This window comes from Nitrosomonas halophila, assembly GCF_900107165.1.
In the GTDB taxonomy this organism is placed as follows: Bacteria; Pseudomonadota; Gammaproteobacteria; order Burkholderiales; family Nitrosomonadaceae; genus Nitrosomonas; species Nitrosomonas halophila.
The window spans coordinates 25,513-47,486 of sequence record NZ_FNOY01000001.1 but is presented as its reverse complement, the minus strand read 5'-3'; the positions used below and the strand labels follow the sequence as shown (position 1 = coordinate 47,486).

Here is a 21,974-nt window from a genome sequence, read left to right as displayed (position 1 = left end):
CTCATGACGACACTTGCACAAACGCTATCTTCCGGCAGGCTGCAAAGCGCACGGATTGCCGAAGAGTCCGCCTGGGTACGCTGGATATTAATTGGGCTCGCCCTAACCTTTTTGGCATTGTTTCTTTTCGTGCCATTGGTAGCGGTTTTCCATGAAGCACTCAAAAAAGGGTGGGATGTTTATTATGCTGCCATCACCGAGCCCGATGCATTGGCGGCAATGCGACTGACCCTCACCGCCGCGGCAATTGCCGTCCCACTGAATCTGATATTTGGCATTGCGGCTGCCTGGGCGATCGCCAAATTTGAGTTCCGTGGAAAAAACATACTGATCACGCTGATCGATCTGCCTTTCTCGGTCTCTCCCGTCGTGGCCGGTTTGATCTATGTACTGGTTTTTGGGTTGCAAGGCTGGTTAGGACCGTGGCTGGCAGCACATGACATTCAGATTATATTTGCTGTCCCAGGCATTGTCCTGGCGACCATTTTTGTCACCGTACCGTTTATTGCACGCGAACTCATTCCTTTGATGCAAGCGCAAGGAACAGAAGAGGAAGAAGCTGCTGTGATACTGGGTGCAAACGGCTGGCAGACGCTCTGGCGGGTCACGCTTCCCAATATCAAATGGGGGTTGCTATATGGCACCATTCTTTGCAATGCACGGGCGATGGGCGAATTCGGAGCCGTATCCGTCGTCTCAGGCCATATACGTGGCAGCACCAATACCCTGCCGCTGCATGTCGAAATTCTCTATAACGAATACAGCTTTGCAGCCGCCTTTGCAGTCGCTTCGCTGCTGGCAATGCTCGCTCTGATAACCCTCGCAGCCAAAACTTTGGTGGAACACCGCCTCGCAAAACAACATCAACCACGAGAAATTAACCATGAGCATTGAAATCAGCAATCTTTCCAAACAATTCGGATCTTTCGTTGCACTTGACCATATCCATCTCGCTATCAAACCCGGCGAATTGCTTGCCTTGCTTGGCCCTTCCGGTTCAGGCAAAACCACATTGCTGCGGGTAATCGCCGGACTTGAAACAGCGGATAGCGGACAGGTATTGTTCAATAACGAAGACTCGACCAGCAAGCATGTACGCGATCGCCAAGTGGGTTTCGTGTTCCAGCACTATGCCCTGTTCCGGAATATGACCATTTTTGAAAACGTGGCGTTTGGTTTGCGGGTTCGCCCGAAAAAGCATCGCCCCACTTCCCAGGAAATTGATCAACGCGTCACCCATTTGCTTAAACTGGTTCAACTGGATTGGCTGGCAGACCGCTATCCACATCAGCTCTCTGGCGGGCAGCGGCAACGTATCGCGCTCGCGCGGGCGCTGGCAGTGGAGCCCAAAGTGCTGTTACTGGATGAACCGTTTGGCGCGCTCGATGCCAAGGTACGCAAGGAATTACGCGCCTGGTTACGCAAATTGCACGATGATATGCATATCACAAGCATTTTCGTCACCCATGACCAGGAAGAAGCCCTTGAAGTCGCTGACAGAGTCGTAGTGATGAACCAGGGCCGTATCGAACAAATCGGCACCCCCGACGAGGTTTATGAAAAGCCTGCCAATCCATTCATTTACGAATTTCTGGGTCACGTCAATCTATTTCATGGCCGGGTACAGCGTGGCCGAGCATGGATTGATAATATTGAAATTCACGCGCCGGAACATGCCGAGGCCGATGCGTTTGAAGCCATTGCTTATGTGCGGCCACATGAGATTGAAGTGGAACGGGAAATCAACGGTGAACCGGCGCTTGCGGCACGCGTTGTACATGTGCTTTCTACAGGCCGCGTGGTCAAACTGGAACTTGTCCGGAACAATCATCAAAACCAGGACACCATCCAGGTCGAATTGAGCAAGGAGCGCTTCCGGGCGTTACAGCTGGCAAAAGGGGATAAGGTTTATATCCGGCCTCGCCGCTTGGATTTCTTTCCAGATCCAGCCAACCAAAGTTTGCTTGCCTCCTAGCTGGCTCTGCCTCAGAGCAGTTTGATCGCTTTGCCGGGAAACATGCATTGCACACACATCCCTTGAATTGATCTGCCATACGATTTAACCCATACAGCCAACATCAGCGAGACGCACATTGAATTTTCAACAACTTCGTATCATCAGCGAAACCGTTCGTCAGAACTTCAATCTGACCGAAGTGGCCAACAAGCTGTTCACTTCACAGTCAGGTGTCAGCAAGCATATCAAAGATCTGGAAGACGAACTCAATATTGAATTGTTCGTACGCAGAGGCAAGCGGCTCACCGGTCTGACCGAGCCCGGCAAGGCGCTGATCAAAATTGTCGAGCGCATTTTACTGGACACCCGCAATATCAAACGGCTGGCCGAGCAATTCAGTTGTCATGACACGGGACAATTGATCATTGCCACCACCCATACCCAGGCGCAATATGCGCTCCCTGCCGTCATCACTCAATTCAAACAAGCGTTTCCCAAAGTGCATCTTGTGCTGCATCAGTCCAGTCCGGGTGAAATCGTATCCATGCTGCTCGGTGATCAGGCCGATATCGGCATTGCGACCGAAGCGCTCAAGGATACCAAATACCTGGTTTCCTTCCCCTATTACTCCTGGCATCACATTATCATTGTACCCACCGGACACCCCTTGTGCTCCGTTCCCGGCCTCACTCTGGAAGCAATTGCGGAATTTCCAATCGTCACTTACCATGAAGGCTTCACTGGCCGTTCCCGGATCGATCAGGCATTCATTCGCGCCGGGCTTACCCCCGATATCGCCATGTCAGCCCTGGATGCGGATGTCATCAAAACTTATGTGAATCTTGGCCTCGGGGTAGGAATTATCGCTTCGGTCGCGTTCATCCCCGAAAAAGATACCCATCTTGTCAGGTTGAATGGCGCCGATCTATTCGAACAAAATACCACCTATATTTCTGTCAGGCAGAACCATTATCTGCGCAGTTATGCTTACCGGTTCATGGAATTATGTGTGCCCACGATCAATGAAGCTGTTGTTCGCATGAATGTTGAACAGGAAATGGACCCGCCGTTATGAGGCGATCGGCTTTCGTGTTTATCGCTCACTGCCCGGGCAGAAACGCGCTTGCATACGCCTGCGCCCCATTCCTGGAGCGAGATAATACGCCCAGTCGTGTATGATACACGTCAGGTAACTATCAACCAGGGCTATTCATGCGTCAATATCTCGATTTGATGCGGCATGTGCTCGAGCATGGCCGTAAAAAAACCGATCGGACCGGCACCGGCACCTTGTCCATTTTTGGCTATCAGATGCGTTTTGATCTGCAGGCGGGGTTTCCACTGGTGACCACCAAGAAATGTCACGTCAGATCGATCATTCACGAATTGTTGTGGTTTCTGCGCGGCGACACCAATATTCAGTATCTCAGGCAGAACCAGGTCACCATCTGGGATGAGTGGGCAGATCAGAATGGAGATCTGGGGCCGATCTATGGCCATCAATGGCGCTCATGGACGATTACGGACAAGGACTCGATCGACCAGATTACGCAGGTCATTCAGCAGATCAGGGAAACCCCTGATTCACGCCGGATGCTGGTCTCCGCCTGGAATGTCGGCGATCTCGGCAAAATGCGGCTAGCGCCTTGCCATGTACTGTTTCAGTTTTATGTCGTGGATGGCAAACTGTCCTGCCAGTTATACCAACGCAGCGCGGATATTTTCCTGGGCGTGCCTTTCAATATCGCATCCTATGCACTGCTGACACTCATGATCGCGCAATGCTGCCAACTGCAACCTGGGGAGTTTATTCATACCTTTGGCGATGCGCATTTGTACCTGAATCATATCGATCAGGCCCGGCTGCAGCTCGGCCGAGAACCCAGAGCGCTGCCCTGCATGCAGCTCAATCCCACAGTCACCAATATTTTCGATTTCAAGTACGAGGACTTCAGCTTGCAGCACTACGATCCCCATCCCCCCATCCATGCGCCGGTCGCGGTATGACCGGGCCCCAGCTTGCCATCCTGGCCGCAGTCGCGGCCAACCGGGTGATCGGCCGCGACAACGCGCTGCCCTGGCACCTGCCCGCAGATCTCAAGCATTTCAAGGCGCTGACCATGGGCCAGATCATCGTCATGGGGCGGCGCACATTCGATTCGATCGGGCGGCCACTTCCTGGGCGCGTGAATGTTGTGCTCACCCGTCAGCCGGATTTGCAACTGCCAGGCGTCGAAATTGCAACCTCGATGGAAGCGGTACTCGAACGCTTTGGCGAAGACACGCGAACGATTTTCATCATCGGCGGGGCCGAGCTTTACCAGCAAACCCTGCCCTACTGCGACCGACTATATCTCACTGAAATACAGCAGGCATTCTCTGGAGATACTTTTTTTCCGGCCTACGCGCGCGATGCCTGGCAAGAAATTTCGCGCGAAATCCAGCAGGATGATACATCCGGATTGACATACCATTTCGTGGTGCTGGATCGCAAATCAGCCAGCCACTTACCGCCAACCGGCGCAAACCCAGCGGCTGCGCAATGATCAATCCTTGGCCACCAGCGACTCGGTTTCGATCCGGGTCTGCCACTCTTTCATCCAATGACTGAGCCTATCGGCCGGCATCGGCTTGGCGATGAAATTGCCCTGCGCAAGATCGCAGCCGGTCTGACGCAACAATTCCCAGTCCCCCCTGTCTTCCACGCCTTCCGCGACCGTTTCCATGTTCAACTGCTTGGCCAGGGCAAGACTGGTATCATAAATTACACGCAGCGTTTCACTCTCCCAGGCGCGGTGCACAAATCCCTGATCGATCTTGAGCTCATCGAACGGAATATCACGCAGCTGCGCGAGCGAGGAATGGCCCGTGCCGAAATCATCGATCGACAAATGAAAACGTTTCAGGCGCAACCGGGTCAGAATCTCGAGTGAAACACGCACGTCGCCCATCAGCTGGCTTTCAGTGATTTCCAGCACGATCTTGTTCGGTGGAATAGCAGACTTGGCGGCCAATCGCACCACGACATCCTGGAAATCGAGCGATGCCAGGTTATCCATCGATACGTTGACTGCCACTTTCAATTCGTAGCCCGATTGTTGCCATAGCCTAGCCTGGGCGAAAGCCTGCTCGAGCACCTTCTGCGTCAGGGCATTGATCAGGCCATGTTTCTCCGCCACACCAATAAACTGATCGGGATAAATGATCCCATCCTCGGGATGCTGCCAACGCACCAGCGTTTCCACACCAGCCAGCGCGCCGGTATCGACCCGGACTTTCGGCTGATAATAGTTGACCAGCTCACCCGCCTCGATGGCAGCCTCGACAGCTGGGCCATCATAGGTTTTCTTGACACCGCTCGCACGCTCACGCTGCTGCACGGGAGGCGCCAGCTTGATCATCAACGCTTCCAATGCCTCGGGCTGCACGGGTTTCTGCAAATAACCCAGAATGGTGATCTTGTGCGCTTGCACCAGCTTCTCGGTTGTTCTGAGCATGCGCTCATCCTCGCCGCTGACCAGAATCAGGCTGCCGACATAGCGGCGGCCGACCAGATGACGCACGAATTCGATGCCATCCATGCCAGGCATGTTGAGATCGAGCAGAATCAGATCGGGCCGACGCTCAGCGTCATCGATCAGCACCAGTGCATCCTCGCCCCGCTCACAGCAACTGATATGCACCACCCCCTGTTTTTCCAGCATGCGCGCCAGAATCTTCAGTATGAAGGGATCATCATCGAGAATCAAAATCTTGATGGCGGATAATTCGGTCATATAAATCGCTTTCATAAAAATAATGCAATCCGGAAACCTCCGTTGCATGGATCGGTGTGCATGGAACGAGCGAACCAGTGCAGCCGATCACCCTCTCAGCTTCCGGGCTCAAATTCAATCGATCCAGAATGCGCCACGCTGCCGCTTCAAATACCAGAACGAGCGCTCATCCTCGCGGCAAGCGCCATAACGAAAAGACGGCGGCAAGCCTGGTAACTTGAAGCGCAGATCAATAAACCAGATACAGGTACCCGGGCCAGTATAGTCGATGCCATCCAGAACCGGAAATTTTGCAAAGTTGCGGAACGGGATCATCGTCGGCTGCTGCCAGGCCAGCCGGGCCAGCGCTGCCTCAGCCGGGGAAGGCGCGGCGTATAAACCGTATACTTGCCAGTCGGCCATCGTCAGCGGACGATAGGCAGCCGCCATCTGACGCAACCAGTTCCCGCCATCGACGGGTTCGGCTGGCGCGTCACGCCTCAAGTGGATCAAGGCCACATGCAACCGGTCATCCTCTGCAACGATCAGCATCCGGTTAAACGGCAACAATGGTTGCGGCAATACGCTGACTGTATGCTGTGCCAGCCTTTGTTGCACGGCATATGCCTCAGCGGCACGGACCGCTTCCGCTTGCAGCCACCCCGCACAGGCGAGATACCCGCCCACGCCCAGCCATGCAAGCATGGCGCAGGCACGCTTGGCCGGCCTGTACAGGCTTGTTACCAGCCCGAGGATGATCAGCCCTGTCAGCCATGGGTCCATGACAAAAACCAGCGGCCAGGCAAAGCGGCTGCTGGAAATTGGCGCAAACAGCATCAGACCATAGGCCGTCACCAGATCGCCCAGGATATGAATCAGCAGCCCGAGACAGGCCGGAATGAAAAAATTGCGCCAGGCGGCACGCTGCCCCAGCCATCTGGCACACAAATGCGCCAGCAGCCATGCCCAGCCGGGCAGCATCAGCAAGGAATGGGTCAGCCCCTGGTGCCAGTTGAGATAGGTCAGGGTATCGACCAATCGCAAAACGATATCGATATCGGGAAAAGCTGCCGCCACACCCCCCACCAGTATTTGCTGCCGCCGCAACCGGACCGGGCCGGCCGGCTGCACGGTCCGCACCAGCAGTGCGCCACTGAGGATATGCGTGACGGGATCCATGCCTGTTCAGCGCCTTGACAGGAAGTTTGATCCGATCAGATCAATCGAGCTGTAACGGGAGCTGACGTGGACGGGAAACAGCCTGCCCATTGGCATGATGCGCACGCTGGTTAGAACCCGCCAGCCAAGGAAGCATCGATAGGTGACGCTGCAGAAACTGGCTGGTATAGCGCGCATCTTCGGATTCGTCCCGCATCCAGAAAAAAAAGGTCATGAGATATATGCTGGTCAGCGCGCTTTCCTCAAGCGCGCGCCAGACAAACGTGGCATCGCGGTGAGCGGCTTCACGGATCCATTGCACGGTCCGGCTGACGCGCATGATGGCGGGCACCTGGATATGGATATGGCCAATTTCCAGTTTGGAAGCGATCATTTGCCGGGTAACCCTGCGCTGCACGGCCAGAGCATTCAACCAGGCCATGATCAGATGCTGAACCCGTTCGGCCGGCGCCAGTTCGAGAAATCCGGCCGACTCGGCTTCCCTGAGCATATGGCTATCGGCCCGGTCGAACCAGGCATCGATCAGCTCATCCTTTTCACGAAAACAGCAGCGGATATCATCCAGCGAAATCGCCAGCTGCTCCGCCACCTCGTGCAGGCGCAATGCCTCCCAGGATGAACGTGCCGCCAGCACCATCGCGGTTTCGATAATGGCTTCGCGCATCGCATCATTGTTTGCCGTCATGTCAGCCTCCTCTGGTTTCATAATCTGGAAATAAAACCCGAAACATAGTATATATCCCACACTGTTGCTGCCGGGAACCTGTCACCATACGCTTTTTTCCAGCCAAGCGACAAGTTCGTTGTCGATATACTATTTTTAACTACCGATGGAGACCATCAACATGAAGCAAACAATCAAGGCATCTCTCATCGCCGCCTGCGCCAGCGTACTGATTGGACAAACCTCCAGCGCATTCGCCGATCTCAGCAGCGATACCGAAACCCTGCTCAACTGGGCAGAGAGAACATTCCCGCATTTGTTCCCCACCCACCAGGCCACCCACTCACTCGATCCCTGGCGGTTCCGCTATTATCCGCAGACCAATATTTACGCCGGCATCAATACGCAAGATCAGAATGTGTATGTATTGGGCGGCCCCTGGGGCTATGACAACCCAACCCAAATCAGCCCGGTATCGACTCTTCTGGCCGACATCACCCAATCCGGTGGCGATGGCAGCATCCCCGCCTGCAAGACCGACGATATCCCGGCTGGTTTTGTTTATACCCAGAGCGGCAATACCGTGAACATCACGACCAATGGCCAATGCATCAAGCTGCCGCCAGACACCGATTTCTGCGAAGCGCCTGAGGAAGAAGTAGCGGCACCGACCGGCATTTCAATTTTGACTACGGTCGATGTTCTGAAATCCGAATGGGGGGGCGTCACATTTAACAATGGGCCTGGCAATATTCCCGATTCATTTTCGGGCAATACTGCAGTTTGTGTCATCAATGCGTCACCTGACCAGGCTCCGTTAACAATCAACACAGATATTTGCCTGGACGTGACTGACGAAGTGATGGAAGATTTCGCAAGCGATCCCGGAATCACTATTACTGATTCGAGCATCACCCATGCCACCCAAACCACCATGCGCAATGATCGGGTGCCTGATTGCTTCCAGACCGAAGCCATATCGATTCACGATGCCTATACCGGCCAAACCTGGATCAATATTGGTGGACAATTCATTGATCCAAATGATATGGGTGGTATCGGTGATTTGCCGAATTTCAATTACTGATGCAATCCAAATCCGGCAGACGCAGCGAGAACCCCGTGCAGGGCAGTTCTCTTGATCGTATGTCTTGAATGATCTCCTGCTCCAGCTGTACCTTCTACAGCTGGAGCAGGTTTCCAGCATAAGTGCCTCAGGCGATTTTCTTCAACGTCAGCAACGGTGGTTCGGAGAGCGTGGCACGCGTGCCCAGCAGGCCCACCACGGTCACACCCACCACACCGACCAGTATGCCGACCAGCCCTATCCAGATATTGGGGGTATAGGTGATATGCAAGGCATATTTACCGATCAGGTAGCCGAGCACACTCGCGCCCGCCGCTGCAAAAATTCCGGCCAGCGCGCCCAGAATCGCGAATTCCACCGCCCAGGCGCGCGCAAGCTGCTGTTTTCTTGCCCCAAGCGTGCGGAAAATTGCCGCTTCATAAATGCGCTCATCCTGTGTCGAGGCGATCGCGGCATACATGACAGCGAACCCCGCCAGCAAGGTGAATAGAAACACAAACTCGATTGCGCGCGTGACCTGCTCGATCATGCTTTGCACCCGCTCGATCACGGTCGCGACATCGATAATCAGAATATTTGGAAACGCGCGTACCAGATCCTGCAGGATTCTTGCCCGCTCGGACGGCAGATAGAAACTGGTGACATAGCTGGCCGGATAGTTATCCAGCACCCCGGGGCGCACCACGGCAAAGAAATTGACATGAAAGGTATCCCAGTCCACCGTGCGCAAACTCGTGATCGTGGCTGAGAAATCTCCCCCGCCGGTATAGAATGTCAGTCGGTCACCGAGTTTGAGGCCGAGGGTCTTGGCAAACTCCACTTCCATCGACAGCTCCGGCTCGGATGAAATAACGTCTGCCTTCCACCAATGGCCCGCCACAATTTCATTGTCCTGTTGCAGCGTATCCGTCCAGGATAGATTGAACTCCCGGTTGACCATTTGTTTGGCGCGCGGATCGGGATAATCATCGAGGCTGACAGCCTGGTCGTTGATTTTCATCAAGCGCGCGCGCACCATCGGAAAAATTTCCGGCCGCACAATCGCGTGCTCATCGAAAAATGTCATCAACGCTGCCTGCTGATCCGGCTGAATGTTCACCAGGAAGCGGTTGGGCGCCTCCTCCGGCAGCCGGGACTGCCAGTCCTGCAATAAATCATTGCGCGTCAGCGTCAACGTCAGCAAGGCCATCAACCCCAGTCCCAATGCAGTCGCCTGCACCAGACTGGGAATCGCCCGCCGGCGGATATTGGCCAGGCCATAGCTCCAGGGGCTCGATCCCTGCGGGCGGGCCAGCAAGAACAGTCTGATCAGCAACAAACCGAACAGTCCGAACAGAACTATCGCCAGCAGAAAGCCCAGCATGATCATGATGCCAAGCATGAGCGAGCCCGCCTTCCAGATGAACAATGTCGACAGCATGGCCAGCCCGAATCCATAGCCGGCCAGGCTATGTACATTGGTCAATTCCAGATCACGCCGGATCACGCGCAAGGCCGGCACCTGCCGCAAATTCAGCAGCGGAGGCAGGGAAAAACCCAGCAGCAACACCAGGCCGGTCAGCATGCCTTGCATGGCGGGCAATGCCGTTGGCAGCGGCAACTGGATGCCGATCAACTCAGCCAGCCAGTGCGAAAGCACCTCCTGTGCCAATCCGGCAAACACGCAGCCCAGCAAGCTCGCGGCCGTCCCCAGCATCACAAAATAGTATAAATACAGGCGCATCAAATCCGACTCGGTTGCGCCCAGACAGCGCATGACGGCACAACCATCCAAATGACGCTGAATAAAACGGCGCGTGGCCAACGCGACCGCAGCAGCCGCCACCACGACACTGGCCAGAGCAGCCAAACTCAGGAACTTGCTGGCACGGTCCAGTGCCGAGCGTATTTCCGGGCGTGCGTCCTGGATCCCTTCGACCCGTTCGTTCGGCGCCAGCCTGTCATCGATCCAGCGTCTGAACTTGGCCACCCGATGCTCGTCTCCGGCCACCAGCAATTGATAGCTGACACGGCTGCCGGGCTGGATGAGCAGGGTGGCTGCCAGATCCTCCTCGTTCATCAGTAACCGTGGGTTCATGCTGACGAATCCAACCGAATGATCCGGTTCGCTGGCCACCAGGGCTGTGACCATCATTTCCAGGGCACCCACTTCGATCTTGTCCCCCACCGTCACTTTCAACCCTGTCATGACTTTCTCGTCGATCCAGACTGTGCCTGGCCGGGGAATGCCATGCGCCATCCGGACTGGCCGGATGGCCGTATCATCAGTCGGCGGATCGGCCAGCTTCAATACGCCCCGCAGCGGATAACCGGGCGCCACCGCCTTGATGCCCGTCAACAGGTTATTGTCTTCAAAGCTGACCATGCTGGGGAAGCGGGTCAGGCTGGTCGTTTCCAGCTCCAGCTTGCGTGCCCGCTCGGCATAGGCGGGCAGCAAGGGGCTATCGGATGTGACCAGCAAGTCGCCACCCAGTAACTGGTTGCTCTCGCGCACCAACGCCTTCTGCACCCGGTCGGAGAAAAAACCAACCGTCGCGACGCCACTGACAGCAATGACAAGCGCCAGGGTCAGGATATGCAATTCTCCCGCGCGCCAGTCTCGTAACAACATCCGTGCGGAGAGTCTGATCATATTCATTTCAAGTAAACCTCAGATTGGAAGAGTGCACTGCGCGCCACATGGCACGCGTCTGCAGCCACGCAGGTTTGCTGACAGGCAAGCCCGCGCTCCCGGCATTGGCTGGCTGGCAACCACTCACTGTTCACAAAAATATTCATTATGCAAGATGCTTGGCAGCATCCACGCCATCAATCGACGGCCCGCCCGGCAACCAGTTTGATGATGCGCGAACAGCGCGCGGAGAGATGCTCGTCATGCGTGACCAATATCAGCGTCGTGCCCTGCTCGCGATTGATCTCGAACATCAGCTCGATGATCTGCGCACCTGTGGCTGCATCCAGATTACCGGTCGGCTCGTCGGCGAACAGCATTTTGGGTTGCGTCACAAATGCCCTCGCAATCGCCACACGCTGCTGCTCTCCCCCTGAAAGCTGTTTGGGATAATGCTTGACCCGATTCTCCAACCCCACCCGCGTCAGCCAAACCTGAGCGGCCTCGCGGGCATTGCTGGCGCCAGACAGTTCCAATGGCAACATCACGTTCTCCAGCGCGGTCAACGAGGGCAGCAACTGGAATGACTGAAACATGAAACCCAGCAACCTGCCGCGCAACTCGGCACGCTCATCTTCGTCTAACTTGAAGATATCTTCTCCATCCAAGTAAACCGTGCCGTGAGTCGGCACGTCCAGTCCTGCCAGCAAGCCAAGCAGGGTCGATTTACCGGAACCCGAAGCGCCCACCACCGCGATCGATTCCCCTGCGCGGACTTGTAAGTTGATATCCTGCAAAATGGTCAGCATGGTCTCGCCGGTATCGACCTCCCTGGTCAGATCGTAGGCTTGTATGATAGGCTGACTGTTGTTTGTAAGCGTTGACTGCTCAGTTGAGAGATGCTTTGCCATGAAAAAATTTTTGCTCATTGTATTATGTTTATTTGCTACCTTTCCCTTTAATCCGGCCTGGTCAGGAACAGGTTTGACGGTTATGGTGCTGGGGGACAGTTTATCGACAGGCTATGGATTGCCGCCGGAATCCGGATGGGTCTCCTTGCTCAAGCAGCAATTGAAAACGCAGTCTCCTGATCACGAGGTTGTCAATATCAGCATCAGTGGAGAAATCACCCTGGGTGGACGCAAACGCATCGAACAGGCGCTCAATACTCACCAGCCGGACATCGTCATCGTTGCGCTGGGTGGAAACGACGGACTGCAGGGCAAATCGATTCGATCCATTTATGATAATTTGGAAGCGATTATCCTGGCCTGCAAACAATATAATGCTGCCCCACTACTGGCCGGCATGCAACTGCCGCCTAATTATGGCATAACTCATACACGGAAGTTTCGTGAAATTTACCTACGTTTAGCCAGACATTATCAGCTGCCGCTGGTTCCCTTCCTGCTCGAAGGCTTCGGTGACCAGCGTGAGTATTTTCTGGCCGATGGCATACACCCGAATGCCCAGGCGCAGCAAAAAATTCTTGAGAATGTCTGGCCGGTCCTGACACCCTTGCTGGAATCGCTCCAGACAGAGCACGCAACAACTGGAACGGCCACCGAAACGGACCCGGTTACGATTCAGTAATTGTCCCGGCATCCGGCCGGGCAAGGCTGGCGACCAATCCAGGGCAGGGGCGAGCGTGGCCACGGAATATGCCAGTCAATTTAAAAAAAGTGTTTGCTTCTGCAGCAAGTGGATGATTTCAGCAGCAGGCAGCGGCTTGCAAAACAGATAGCCCTGATAGAATCTGCAATGCTTTTTCCGCAGAAAATCGAGCTGTTCAATTGACTCCACGCCCTCGGCCACCACTTCCATCCCCAGACCATGTGCCATTGCAATGATGGCGGTCACAATGGCAGCATCATTCTCGTCCGTACAGATATCCCTGACGAAATGCTGGTCTATTTTTAGAAAATCAATCGGGTAGTGCTTGAGAGAACTCATGCAGGAGTAGCCGGTTCCAAAATCATCAATCGCAACTCTACAACCCAAAGCCGATAAGCTGCACAAAACAGCTGCGAGCTCGCTGACATTCTCCACCAGCATGCTTTCAGTCACTTCCAGCGTGATCAGGTTTGCTGCCACACCCGTTTCTTGCAGGATGGCCATCACATCGCCGGCAAAATCCTTCATGCCCAGCTGCCGCACGGACAGGTTGATCGTCAGTCTGGGTACGATCAGCCCTTGTTGCTGCCATGTCTTGATCTGCAGACAGGCGGTTCGAATTACCCAGGCTCCGATGGGCACGATCAGCCCGGTTTCCTCGGCCAGCGGAATGAATCTGGCAGGCGGCACCAGTCCATCTTCCGGATGTTGCCAACGCAACAACACCTCCATGGATGCAATACCGGCATTGATATCATCGACAATCGGCTGGAAATGCAGTACGAGCTCGCTGTTGTCCAGCGCCCTGCGCAAAGCAACTTCGGTTCTGTGCCGCTCGGCCATCAATTTGTCCAGCTCCCGGGAAAAGAACCGGTAGCCATTTCGCCCGGCGTGCTTTGCCTGATACATGGCCAGGTCACCACACCGGAGCAGCATTTTGACATCCTGGCCGTCTTCAGGGAACATGGCGATGCCCACGCTCGCACCGACGCGCAACATCTTGTTCTCGATACAGAAAGGCTGCATCATTTGCTCGACCAGTTTCTGGGCAATGATTTCCACATCAACAAGTGTTTGCACTCTTTGAATCAGAACGATGAACTCATCCCCGCCTTGACGTACCACAATGTCTTCATGGCGCATACAGGCAAGCAATCGAGCAGCCACCTCCTTGAGCAACAAATCCCCCATTTCATGCCCGAGCGTGTCGTTGATGGCTTTGAAATGGTCCAGATCAATGAACATGATCGCGAAGCGGCTCTCTTCCTGACGCCGCTCTGCCATTACCCGACGCCGCGCTTCGATTAACTTCTTGAGTTTGCGCTTCAAATAGCGCCGGTTGGGTAATTGCGTCAATCCATCGTGGTCTGCCTGATAGCGCACATAGGCTTCGGTTTCCTGACGATCCAGCCAAGCGCCAAAATCTTCCGCAACCGACTGCACCAGATCCCGTTCTTCCGGCAACAAAAATGGTCTCGGTTCACGGTAAGCGACCTGAATCCAGCCACGCACCTTGCGCTTGACACAAATCTCGTTTTGCAGGGCGGACGGGCCGCTTGGCAGCACCTGATCAGTGACATCGGAGGAATAGCGCTTTCCATCGAGATAAATCGTACTCACGGCCGCTTGAGGAAATTGCATGGCCAATACTGTGCGCGACAAAATCGTTGCAATCAGCGACTCAATATTTTGTGCCCGCAAAATTTCACGCCGTATTTCGAACAAATGGTCTCTGGCCTTGAGGCGTTTTTCCAGATACGCTTCCCGTTCCTTGCGCGCAGTGATATCTACCCTGACCGAGAGAAAACGGTCAATGTGATCGTTGCCGTTCTTGATTGGAACAATCGTCGAGTCGACCCAATACAATTCCCCAAGCTTGGTACGGTTGCAGATTTCCTGGTGCCAGATGCGGCCGTACGCGATTTCGCGCCACATATGGACAAAAAAGGCTTTTGGGTGGGTACCCGAGTTCAGAATGCGGTGATCCTGCCCCAACAACTCGCTGAACGAATAACCGCTGACCCGGCAAAAAATATTATTGACATGCAGGATGCGCCCTTTGCGGTCAGTAATTGACACCAAGGCAAGCCGTTCGATCGCTTCGATATAGGCCACCAGCTCAACATTGGCGATGTTTTTCTGCTCCCCTGATGAAATGATTTGAGCATGCGCCTGCACCCTCCGCTCGACTGCTTCCAATTTTTGTATTTTTCCAAAAATCTGTTGATCCATTCCGGTGTTCCGTTTGATTACTTCATTTTTTATTGATTTTCTCAGCGGGTGAAGTTTACAGCCAATCTTAGTCTTTACTCTTCTCGAATTGCGCCAGAAAGTGCTGCAAATCCCCGGTTAAGGGCGCCTCCAGATGCAAGGACTCTCCGGTTGCTGGATGCCTACATGAAAATGTCGCGGCATGCAAAAACATGCGCTTCAAGGTCAATCCTTGCCAGCCTTTCAGCAATTGCTTATTCAACTGAAAGTCCCCATATTTATCATCCCCGGCAATCGGGAAACCGAGGTGCGCCAAGTGTACGCGAATCTGATGGGTACGCCCGGTCTTTAGTTCCGCTTTCAACAGACTGAAGTGTTCCCAGGCTTGCTGCAGGGTGAACACAGTATGTGCCTGCTGTACTGCATGCTGGTTAGGTTGGCCCGTGGCAATGGCGACGCGTCTTTCCCCCTCGGCCGTCAGATATTTGTTCAGTGGCAATTTAACGTTCTGTTTTTGGTTGCGCCACTTGCCGCGGACCAATACCCAATAGTGTTTACAAACCGTTCCCTCGCGGATTTGCCGATGCAGATCCAGCAGCGCATGCCGTTTCCTGGCCAACAGCAATACCCCCGAAGTTTCTCTGTCCAACCGGTGCACCAGCTCCAGAAACTTCCAGTCAGGATGCTGAAAGCGCAATTGCTCGATGACACCGTGACTGATTCCGCTGCCGCCATGCACCGCCATGCCAGCTGGTTTGTTGATGACCAGCAGCCAATCGTCCTGATAAAGCACATCAAACGACTTCAACGATCGCTCCGGTTTGCCAGCGACGCTTCTGGCCGTGCGGGTGACGGGCGGAATGCGTACTTTATCAGCGCACTGCAAACGGTAGCTCGCATCGATACGCTTGCTATTGACGCGCACCTGTCCGCTACGAAGCAGCTGGTAAATATGACTTTTGGGCACGCCTTTCAGATGCCTGAAAAGAAAGTTATCGATGCGCTGGCCATCCGAGGCTTCGTCGATATGTTCTACAGCCACACGTTTTGGCATAATATCTGGCATAATCGCTTTACTGAATGCCCCGCTTTTACCTATACTTTTCACACCTGAATTCCTATATCTATTTTTCATGACGTGATTGCACAGTCAATAATGTTGTGGACCCGAATTTTCGAATATCAAATGCTGGAAAAAACCGGTTTTTGTCTGGTTAATGTCGCTCACCACGTGAAGTAGCGATAGTTATATATATTAATTTTGCGCGCTCAAAGCACACATAGATTCAAGTTCCTGGTTCCACGCTCCAGCATAGAGGTCATTTGTTCTGATATACCCCGTATCGTTCGCATGATCGGCCCTATCGGTCTGAGAGTGAAAACACCGAGTGGCAACTATCGATTGGTCAATTTCCCAAGGATACCAATATATGATCCGTATCATGGCCCAATTATCCGAACAAAAAGCGCATATATGCGAAAACTATTAGGATGCCACACTGACAGTGAACGAAAGGTCTGCCCGTGAAAACCGAGCGCGGGAGGCACTAAATGAAACGCATGTTATTCAATGCGACCCAACCTGAAGAGTTGCGCGTCGCCATTGTCGATGGTCAGAAACTGATCGACCTCGACATCGAAACCGTAGGCAAGGAACAACGAAAAAGCAATATTTACAAAGCAACCATCACCCGTCTTGAACCCAGTCTGGAAGCTGCCTTCGTCAATTATGGCGCGGGACGCCACGGATTCCTGCCCTATAAAGAAATTGCTCCCACCTGTTTTGGTGCAAGTGCTGAGACAGCAAACCACCGTATCTCCGAATTATTGCGCGAAGGCCAAGAGCTGATCGTACAGGTTGATAAGGACGAGCGTGGCAACAAAGGGGCAGCGCTCACCACCTATATCTCACTAGCAGGCCGCTATCTGGTGCTGATGCCCAACAACCCCCAAGGTGGCGGAGTCTCGCGGCGCATCAGCGCTGAAGAGCGGGCTGAACTGCGCGAAGTGATTGCACACCTAAACGTGCCGAGCGGCATGAGCATTATCGCACGCACCGCTGGTATTGGCCGCAGCGAGGAAGAACTGCAATGGGATTTGAATTATCTGGTTCAGCTCTGGCGTGCAATCGAGGAAGCGGCCAATCATCAGAGTGGCATTTTCCTGATTTATCAGGAAAGCAGCCTGGTCATTCGCGCCATTCGTGATTATTTCCACTCCGAGATCGGGGAAATTCTGATCGACAATCCCGAAATATTCGAGCAGGCCTATCAATTCATGGCACATGTGATGCCAGCCAACGTTGACCGGCTCAAGCTCTACCAAGATGATATTCCTTTGTTTTCCCGCTTCCAGATCGAGCATCAAATTGAAACCGCTTATTCTCGCCAGGTGACACTACCCTCGGGCGGCTCGGTGGTTATCGATCATACCGAAGCACTGGTCTCCATCGACGTCAATTCAGCCCGTGCCATTCGGGGCTCGGATATCGAAACCACTGCACTCAACACCAACCTGGAAGCAGCCGATGAGGTCGCCCGGCAATTGCGTTTACGGGACCTGGGTGGACTGGTGGTCATCGATTTTATCGATATGGAAGTCACCCGCAACCAGCGGGAAGTGGAAACAACCCTGCTCAAGGCCTTGCGGTTGGATCGGGCACGCGTCCAGGTCGGCAAGATTTCACGCTTTGGCCTGCTGGAATTATCCCGGCAACGCCTGCGGCCCTCCCTGGGCGAAGGTAATTACATTCCCTGCCCCCGCTGCCATGGTACCGGCCATATCCGGGGCACCGATTCTTCAGCATTGCACATTCTCAGGATCATTCAGGAAGAAGCGATGAAGGAGCATACCAGCCTGCTCCAGGTACAGCTACCGGTCGACGTTGCGACATTTCTGCTGAATGAGAAACGATCGGAAATACACTTGCTCGAAGCACGCCTCAAGGTTGGCATTATTCTGGTTCCCAATATCCACATGGAAACGCCTAACTACGTCATCACCCGACTGCGCCATGAGGATATCAAGTCAACAGAATTGCCTCCCAGCTACGAGATGGTAGAAAAAATTTCGGAGGAAATTCTGCCACCAGCAGCTTCCCAAGAAGTCAAGGCGACTCGCCCCAAGGCCGCCGTCACCGGCATCAAGCCCGACCAGCCTGCGCCGATACGCGAAGACAAACCGCGCGAGCAGAATTCGTTTCTCGACAAGTTTTTCAGTTTGTTCAGGCCTGCTCACAATCAGCTGCCTGAAGCAGAACCCGCTCAGGATCCCACACCGGAACGCCCCCCGCGGGCCGAGCGCAGCAAAAGTCGTCGCGATCGCAACCGTGGCAAACGCAACAAAGCTGTGTTGACCAGCGAACTCTCAGAGCAGCAAATGGCCGAGAGTGCATCGCCATCGGAAGCGAGCGGCATATTGCTCCGCGAACAAACCGATGACCAGGTCTCCGGCAATGGACAAAAGCCCCGTCGTCATCAGCCAGTCAGCTCTCCCGACGCATTGCAGGATCTGGCGGCTACTGCAGTTTCGGCTGATTTAGAATCAGAACCTGTCAGGGAAGAAGCAGTACCTGCCATCATCAACCAGGCAAATGAAAAAACGAGCGAGAAACGTGGACGGCCGCGCCGTCGCCGCGGAGGACTGCATCGCGACCGGGCAGAACGTGCGCGTCTCAATAACAAAACGACTGAGTCTGATCAAGCTGCCCCGGCAAGCACTGACGATGCTGTCACCGAACCCTCAACACCCATCGCAGCCCCCGCTGCCCTGGCCGAGCAACCGGTATCAGCTCCGGCAGCTGCCTCAGCCGAGAGTGTGGATATACCAGAGCCGACGCCAGCAGATAGCCCTATTCCACTCTTGGCAGCAGAAAGCGTAACCGCAGCGGCTGAGCCGCAACAGGAAGCATCTGTTGAAATCGAACAGCCTGCTGCCGAACAAATGGACGCCGTCGAACCGGCCAAGCCGGCGGCTCACCAGGAAATGGTGCTGCCTGATCTTTCCCAGAGCGGACTGATTATGATTGAGACCCCGGCTGACAAAGTATCCGATACGCCGACAGTGCAGGCACCTCCCAAAAGACCGCGCAAACGGGTTCGGCATGTGGAAGCCAACAACACCGAACCGTTGATACAGGTTGAAACCAAGGACTGATGCGGCAAGGCCGCAACGGCCCCGTGCCCCGAAAACCGCACGCGGCAACCGTTCAGCCGGAAAAGCAAGAAATCCCGGATGATGCCAGCGAACACTGGCGCGCCGGGTTCTTCGGACTCCCTGGCATGCCAGACATGTAGCATACGCCGCATTGCCTAGCACCCTTCATCCTCGAGGATGATGCTCGGCGTGCAGGCGTTTGAGGCGCTCTCGCGCAACATGGGTATAGATTTGCGTGGTTGAGATATCCGTATGGCCCAGCAGCAGCTGCACCACCCGCAAATCTGCACCGTGGTTCAACAAATGGGTCGCAAATGCATGCCGCAGGCTATGCGGCGACAATGGTTTGCGAATGCCTGCCTGACTGGCCTGGCGCTTGATCATATACCAGCAGGCCTGGCGCGTCATGGCATCCCCCCGCGCGGTGACAAATACCATGCTGCTATGCCGGCCGGCAAGTATTGCCGGCCGGGCCTGCTGCATATACAGGTTAAGCCAATGCAATGCCTCATCCCCCAAAGGCACCAGGCGCTCTTTGCTGCCCTTGCCCAGGATATGTACGATCCCCATATCCTGCCGCACCTGGGAAATCTTCAAACCGATTAATTCCGAGACCCGCAAACCCGCAGCATAGAGTGCTTCCAGCATGGCACGATCACGCAGTCCGAGTGCTTGCTGGATATCCGGTGCAGCCAGCAACGCTTCCACTTCCGCCTCGGTCAGGCTCATTGGCAGCTGCCGGGAATTTTTTGGACTGTCGATATTGACCGTGGGGTCGACCGCAATTTTCCCTTGCCGCAGCAAATATCGGTAAAACCGCTTCATGCAGGAAAGCTCTCTGCCAGTTGTGCTGGCCTTGATCCCTTGCGCGATTCTATGGGCGAGGAAAGCCAGCAGGTCGGCTTGCGCCACCCTGGTCAAGAAGCCATCTGCCCGCTGTTGCCGCAGCAGCCAGTGGCTCAGTTTTGCCAAATCCGTACGGTAACTGACGAGCGTATTGCGCGCCAAGCCGTCTTCCAGCCATAAGGCGTCGACAAATTCATCCAGCAGTTTGGCATTGGCTTCAGACGCGTTCATGCTGCAGCAGCCATTGCTTGATTGTCAGTGGCATGCCATCACTGGCATGCATGAATCCCCCCAGTTTGCCATTCTTGGCGATGACACGATGGCATGGAATGATGATGGGCAGACGATTGGCGCCGCAGGCTTGGCCGACAGCGCGCGGAGCGGAATGCAGCTTGTGAGCGATCTCGGCATAACTGCAGGTGGCACCGGGCGGTATCGCCTGGATACATTGCCAGACCCGTTGCTGATGCGGCGTGCCGCCGATGTGCAAGGACAAATCAAAGACGAACTTGGGATCATCTAAATAGGCAAGCAATTGACGACAGACCTCGGCTGCGAACGGACTGACCGGCTTGAGCGCGGGGGTGTGCAACGGCAAATAGTCGATATCGGTCAGCCAGTCCTCTTCGATGCGTATCCCCAGCACTGCGAACGGCATGATCAATCTTGCCTGGTAATCGCGCTCCGGAACGGTCGATTGCGCTTTATGCTGACCCGCTGTCATCGATTACCTTGAATTCAAATACCCAGGTAGATCTGGTCAGTCGCTTGTCAGCGATCCAGGATGATTTCGAGTACGAACTTACTGCCGATATATGCCAGAAGCAGAACCACGAAGCCGGTCAACATCCAGCGAATCGCGATGCGTCCCCGCCAGCCGTAGAGATGCCTGCCCACGAGAAGCGCTGCGAAAATTCCCCAGGAAATAAAACCGAACAATGTCTTGTGCGTAAACGGAACCGACTGACCAAACAACTCTTGCGAGAATACGACACCGCTGAATAGCGTCAGGCTCAGCAGAATAAATCCAGTCCAGACCAAGCGGAAAAGCATTTTTTCCATGGTCAGGAGAGGTGGCAGCCGCGTAAGGAGCGAAGACACCGCCGAATGATGCAGGCGCCTTTCCAGGATGGTCATCAGCAATGCATGCAGGGCGGCAATCGTAAACAGACTGTAAGCCAGCATAGCCGCCAGCAAATGCGCCTTGAAAACCGGCATTTCAGTATGCGCTAGGGGATGCACGGAAGGAAATACCAATGGCGCCAAAACAGCGATGGCTGCTGTCAGCGAAATCGGCGCGATAAGATTCTGCAATCCCTGCAAGGATGACAAAAAGCCCGAGATCCAGTAGATCAGGGCAGTGAGCCAGACGATGGATGACACGGCATTTCCGACTCCAAAGCTGAGTGCCTCATTCTCGAACATAGACTGATGGAGAATCAGGCCATGAAATGCCAGCGGCGCAAGCATGATCGTATGCCTCAACGCCATACCAGAGGTTTCGCTAGCTTCATTGTCATGCATGGCGAATCCATGCCTCTGGGTGGTTCGCCAGAAATACCATCCGGCAAACCCGTAAAGCAAAGAAGCACTGAGATAAGTTAGAATGCTAGACATTAATAATCAATAGGATTAGTTGGCAAAGACTATAGCAGTCTACCTTGCGATTGAATAAACATGAAGCGCTAATTTGCTATTCTATAAAGTTTAAGGGCTCGTTAATGAATAACTTGGGCATACGTTGTTACGTATTCGGGAAAGATGCAAGGCGAGAGGCGCAGCCGAATGGTCGTTCCATTCGCAAGCCTCGCAACGCCGCAGATGCCCGAATACGCAACAACCCCAGCGTATGCTCAAGTTATTCATTAACGAGCCCTAACCAGAGCCGTCACTAC

General features: G+C 54.4%; 18 protein-coding genes. 8 read left to right on the top strand and 10 right to left on the bottom strand.

Features of this window, described 5'->3' with window-relative positions; genetic code table 11:
• Nucleotides 1-3 precede the first annotated feature (3 nt).
• The 5 genes from cysW to BLV85_RS00200 all read left to right on the top strand — a co-directional run bounded on the left by cysW (nt 4) and on the right by BLV85_RS00200 (nt 4,503).
• Nucleotides 4-894, top strand: a complete 891-nt coding sequence (cysW, locus tag BLV85_RS00220; RefSeq protein WP_090410905.1) for a sulfate ABC transporter permease subunit CysW — start codon at nt 4-6, stop codon at nt 892-894.
• Complete coding sequence (locus BLV85_RS00215) at nt 884-1,975, top strand: sulfate/molybdate ABC transporter ATP-binding protein (protein ID WP_090410902.1); 1,092 nt, start codon at nt 884-886, stop codon at nt 1,973-1,975. Before cysW ends, BLV85_RS00215 begins: the two co-directional genes overlap by 11 nt.
• A gap of 118 nt (nt 1,976-2,093) precedes the next feature.
• Nucleotides 2,094-3,032, top strand: a complete 939-nt coding sequence (locus BLV85_RS00210) for a CysB family HTH-type transcriptional regulator (protein WP_090410900.1) — start codon at nt 2,094-2,096, stop codon at nt 3,030-3,032.
• Between the two features lie 137 nt (nt 3,033-3,169).
• The gene (locus tag BLV85_RS00205) at nt 3,170-3,964 is read left to right on the top strand and encodes a thymidylate synthase (protein ID WP_090410898.1); all 795 of its coding nucleotides are present in this window, start codon (nt 3,170-3,172) and stop codon (nt 3,962-3,964) included.
• Nucleotides 3,961-4,503: a dihydrofolate reductase gene (locus BLV85_RS00200; protein WP_090410896.1), complete on the top strand. Its 543-nt coding sequence runs from the start codon at nt 3,961-3,963 to the stop codon at nt 4,501-4,503. Before BLV85_RS00205 ends, BLV85_RS00200 begins: the two co-directional genes overlap by 4 nt.
• Here BLV85_RS00200 and BLV85_RS00195 read toward each other — a convergent pair whose 3' ends face one another.
• From BLV85_RS00195 to BLV85_RS00185, 3 genes are all read right to left on the bottom strand, one after another.
• Nucleotides 4,504-5,748: an EAL domain-containing response regulator gene (locus BLV85_RS00195; RefSeq protein WP_245725017.1), complete on the bottom strand. Its 1,245-nt coding sequence runs from the start codon at nt 5,746-5,748 to the stop codon at nt 4,504-4,506.
• Nucleotides 5,749-5,847: 99 nt separating this feature from the next.
• The gene (locus BLV85_RS00190; protein WP_090410894.1) at nt 5,848-6,891 is read right to left on the bottom strand and encodes a metal-dependent hydrolase; all 1,044 of its coding nucleotides are present in this window, start codon (nt 6,889-6,891) and stop codon (nt 5,848-5,850) included.
• A gap of 40 nt (nt 6,892-6,931) precedes the next feature.
• Nucleotides 6,932-7,576, bottom strand: coding sequence for a TetR/AcrR family transcriptional regulator (locus BLV85_RS00185; RefSeq protein WP_143032271.1), 645 nt, complete (start codon nt 7,574-7,576; stop codon nt 6,932-6,934).
• Between the two features lie 160 nt (nt 7,577-7,736).
• Here BLV85_RS00185 and BLV85_RS00180 point away from each other — a divergent pair, with 160 nt between their 5' ends.
• A complete protein-coding gene (locus BLV85_RS00180) occupies nt 7,737-8,642 on the top strand; it encodes a hypothetical protein (RefSeq protein ID WP_090410892.1) in 906 nt (301 codons plus the stop codon).
• Nucleotides 8,643-8,769: 127 nt separating this feature from the next.
• On the opposite strand, the gene BLV85_RS00175 is transcribed toward BLV85_RS00180, so the two are convergent.
• Nucleotides 8,770-11,280, bottom strand: coding sequence for an ABC transporter permease (locus tag BLV85_RS00175; protein WP_090410890.1), 2,511 nt, complete (start codon nt 11,278-11,280; stop codon nt 8,770-8,772).
• A 170-nt stretch (nt 11,281-11,450) separates the two neighbouring features.
• Nucleotides 11,451-12,164, bottom strand: coding sequence for an ABC transporter ATP-binding protein (locus BLV85_RS00170; RefSeq protein ID WP_218132741.1), 714 nt, complete (start codon nt 12,162-12,164; stop codon nt 11,451-11,453).
• Between BLV85_RS00170 and BLV85_RS00165 the strand changes: the two genes are divergently transcribed.
• Nucleotides 12,163-12,846: an arylesterase gene (locus BLV85_RS00165; protein WP_245725016.1), complete on the top strand. Its 684-nt coding sequence runs from the start codon at nt 12,163-12,165 to the stop codon at nt 12,844-12,846. The two genes, BLV85_RS00170 and BLV85_RS00165, sit on opposite strands and share 2 nt — an antisense overlap.
• A 75-nt stretch (nt 12,847-12,921) precedes the next feature.
• Here the strand turns inward: BLV85_RS00165 and BLV85_RS00160 are convergent, their stop codons facing one another.
• Nucleotides 12,922-15,099: a bifunctional diguanylate cyclase/phosphodiesterase gene (locus BLV85_RS00160; RefSeq protein ID WP_090410884.1), complete on the bottom strand. Its 2,178-nt coding sequence runs from the start codon at nt 15,097-15,099 to the stop codon at nt 12,922-12,924.
• Nucleotides 15,100-15,166: 67 nt separating this feature from the next.
• Nucleotides 15,167-16,132 (bottom strand): RluA family pseudouridine synthase, encoded by a 966-nt coding sequence (locus BLV85_RS00155; protein WP_245725015.1) that lies wholly within the window; start codon nt 16,130-16,132, stop codon nt 15,167-15,169.
• Nucleotides 16,133-16,629: 497 nt separating this feature from the next.
• On the opposite strand from BLV85_RS00155, the gene BLV85_RS00150 reads away from it, so the two are divergent.
• Nucleotides 16,630-19,233 (top strand): Rne/Rng family ribonuclease, encoded by a 2,604-nt coding sequence (locus BLV85_RS00150; RefSeq protein WP_090410880.1) that lies wholly within the window; start codon nt 16,630-16,632, stop codon nt 19,231-19,233.
• A gap of 165 nt (nt 19,234-19,398) precedes the next feature.
• Here BLV85_RS00150 and xerD read toward each other — a convergent pair whose 3' ends face one another.
• Genes xerD through BLV85_RS00135 form a run of 3 tightly spaced genes read right to left on the bottom strand, consistent with a single transcriptional unit; the run spans nt 19,399 to nt 21,696 of the window.
• Nucleotides 19,399-20,310, bottom strand: a complete 912-nt coding sequence (gene xerD, locus BLV85_RS00145) for a site-specific tyrosine recombinase XerD (protein ID WP_090410878.1) — start codon at nt 20,308-20,310, stop codon at nt 19,399-19,401.
• Nucleotides 20,297-20,803, bottom strand: coding sequence for a methylated-DNA--[protein]-cysteine S-methyltransferase (locus BLV85_RS00140; RefSeq protein ID WP_090410876.1), 507 nt, complete (start codon nt 20,801-20,803; stop codon nt 20,297-20,299). The genes xerD and BLV85_RS00140 overlap by 14 nt, the downstream gene beginning before the upstream one ends.
• A 47-nt stretch (nt 20,804-20,850) precedes the next feature.
• Nucleotides 20,851-21,696 carry a cytochrome C assembly family protein gene (locus tag BLV85_RS00135; protein WP_090410874.1) on the bottom strand — a complete coding sequence of 282 codons (846 nt, stop codon included), beginning with the start codon at nt 21,694-21,696 and terminating at the stop codon, nt 20,851-20,853.
• Nucleotides 21,697-21,974: the final 278 nt, after the last annotated feature.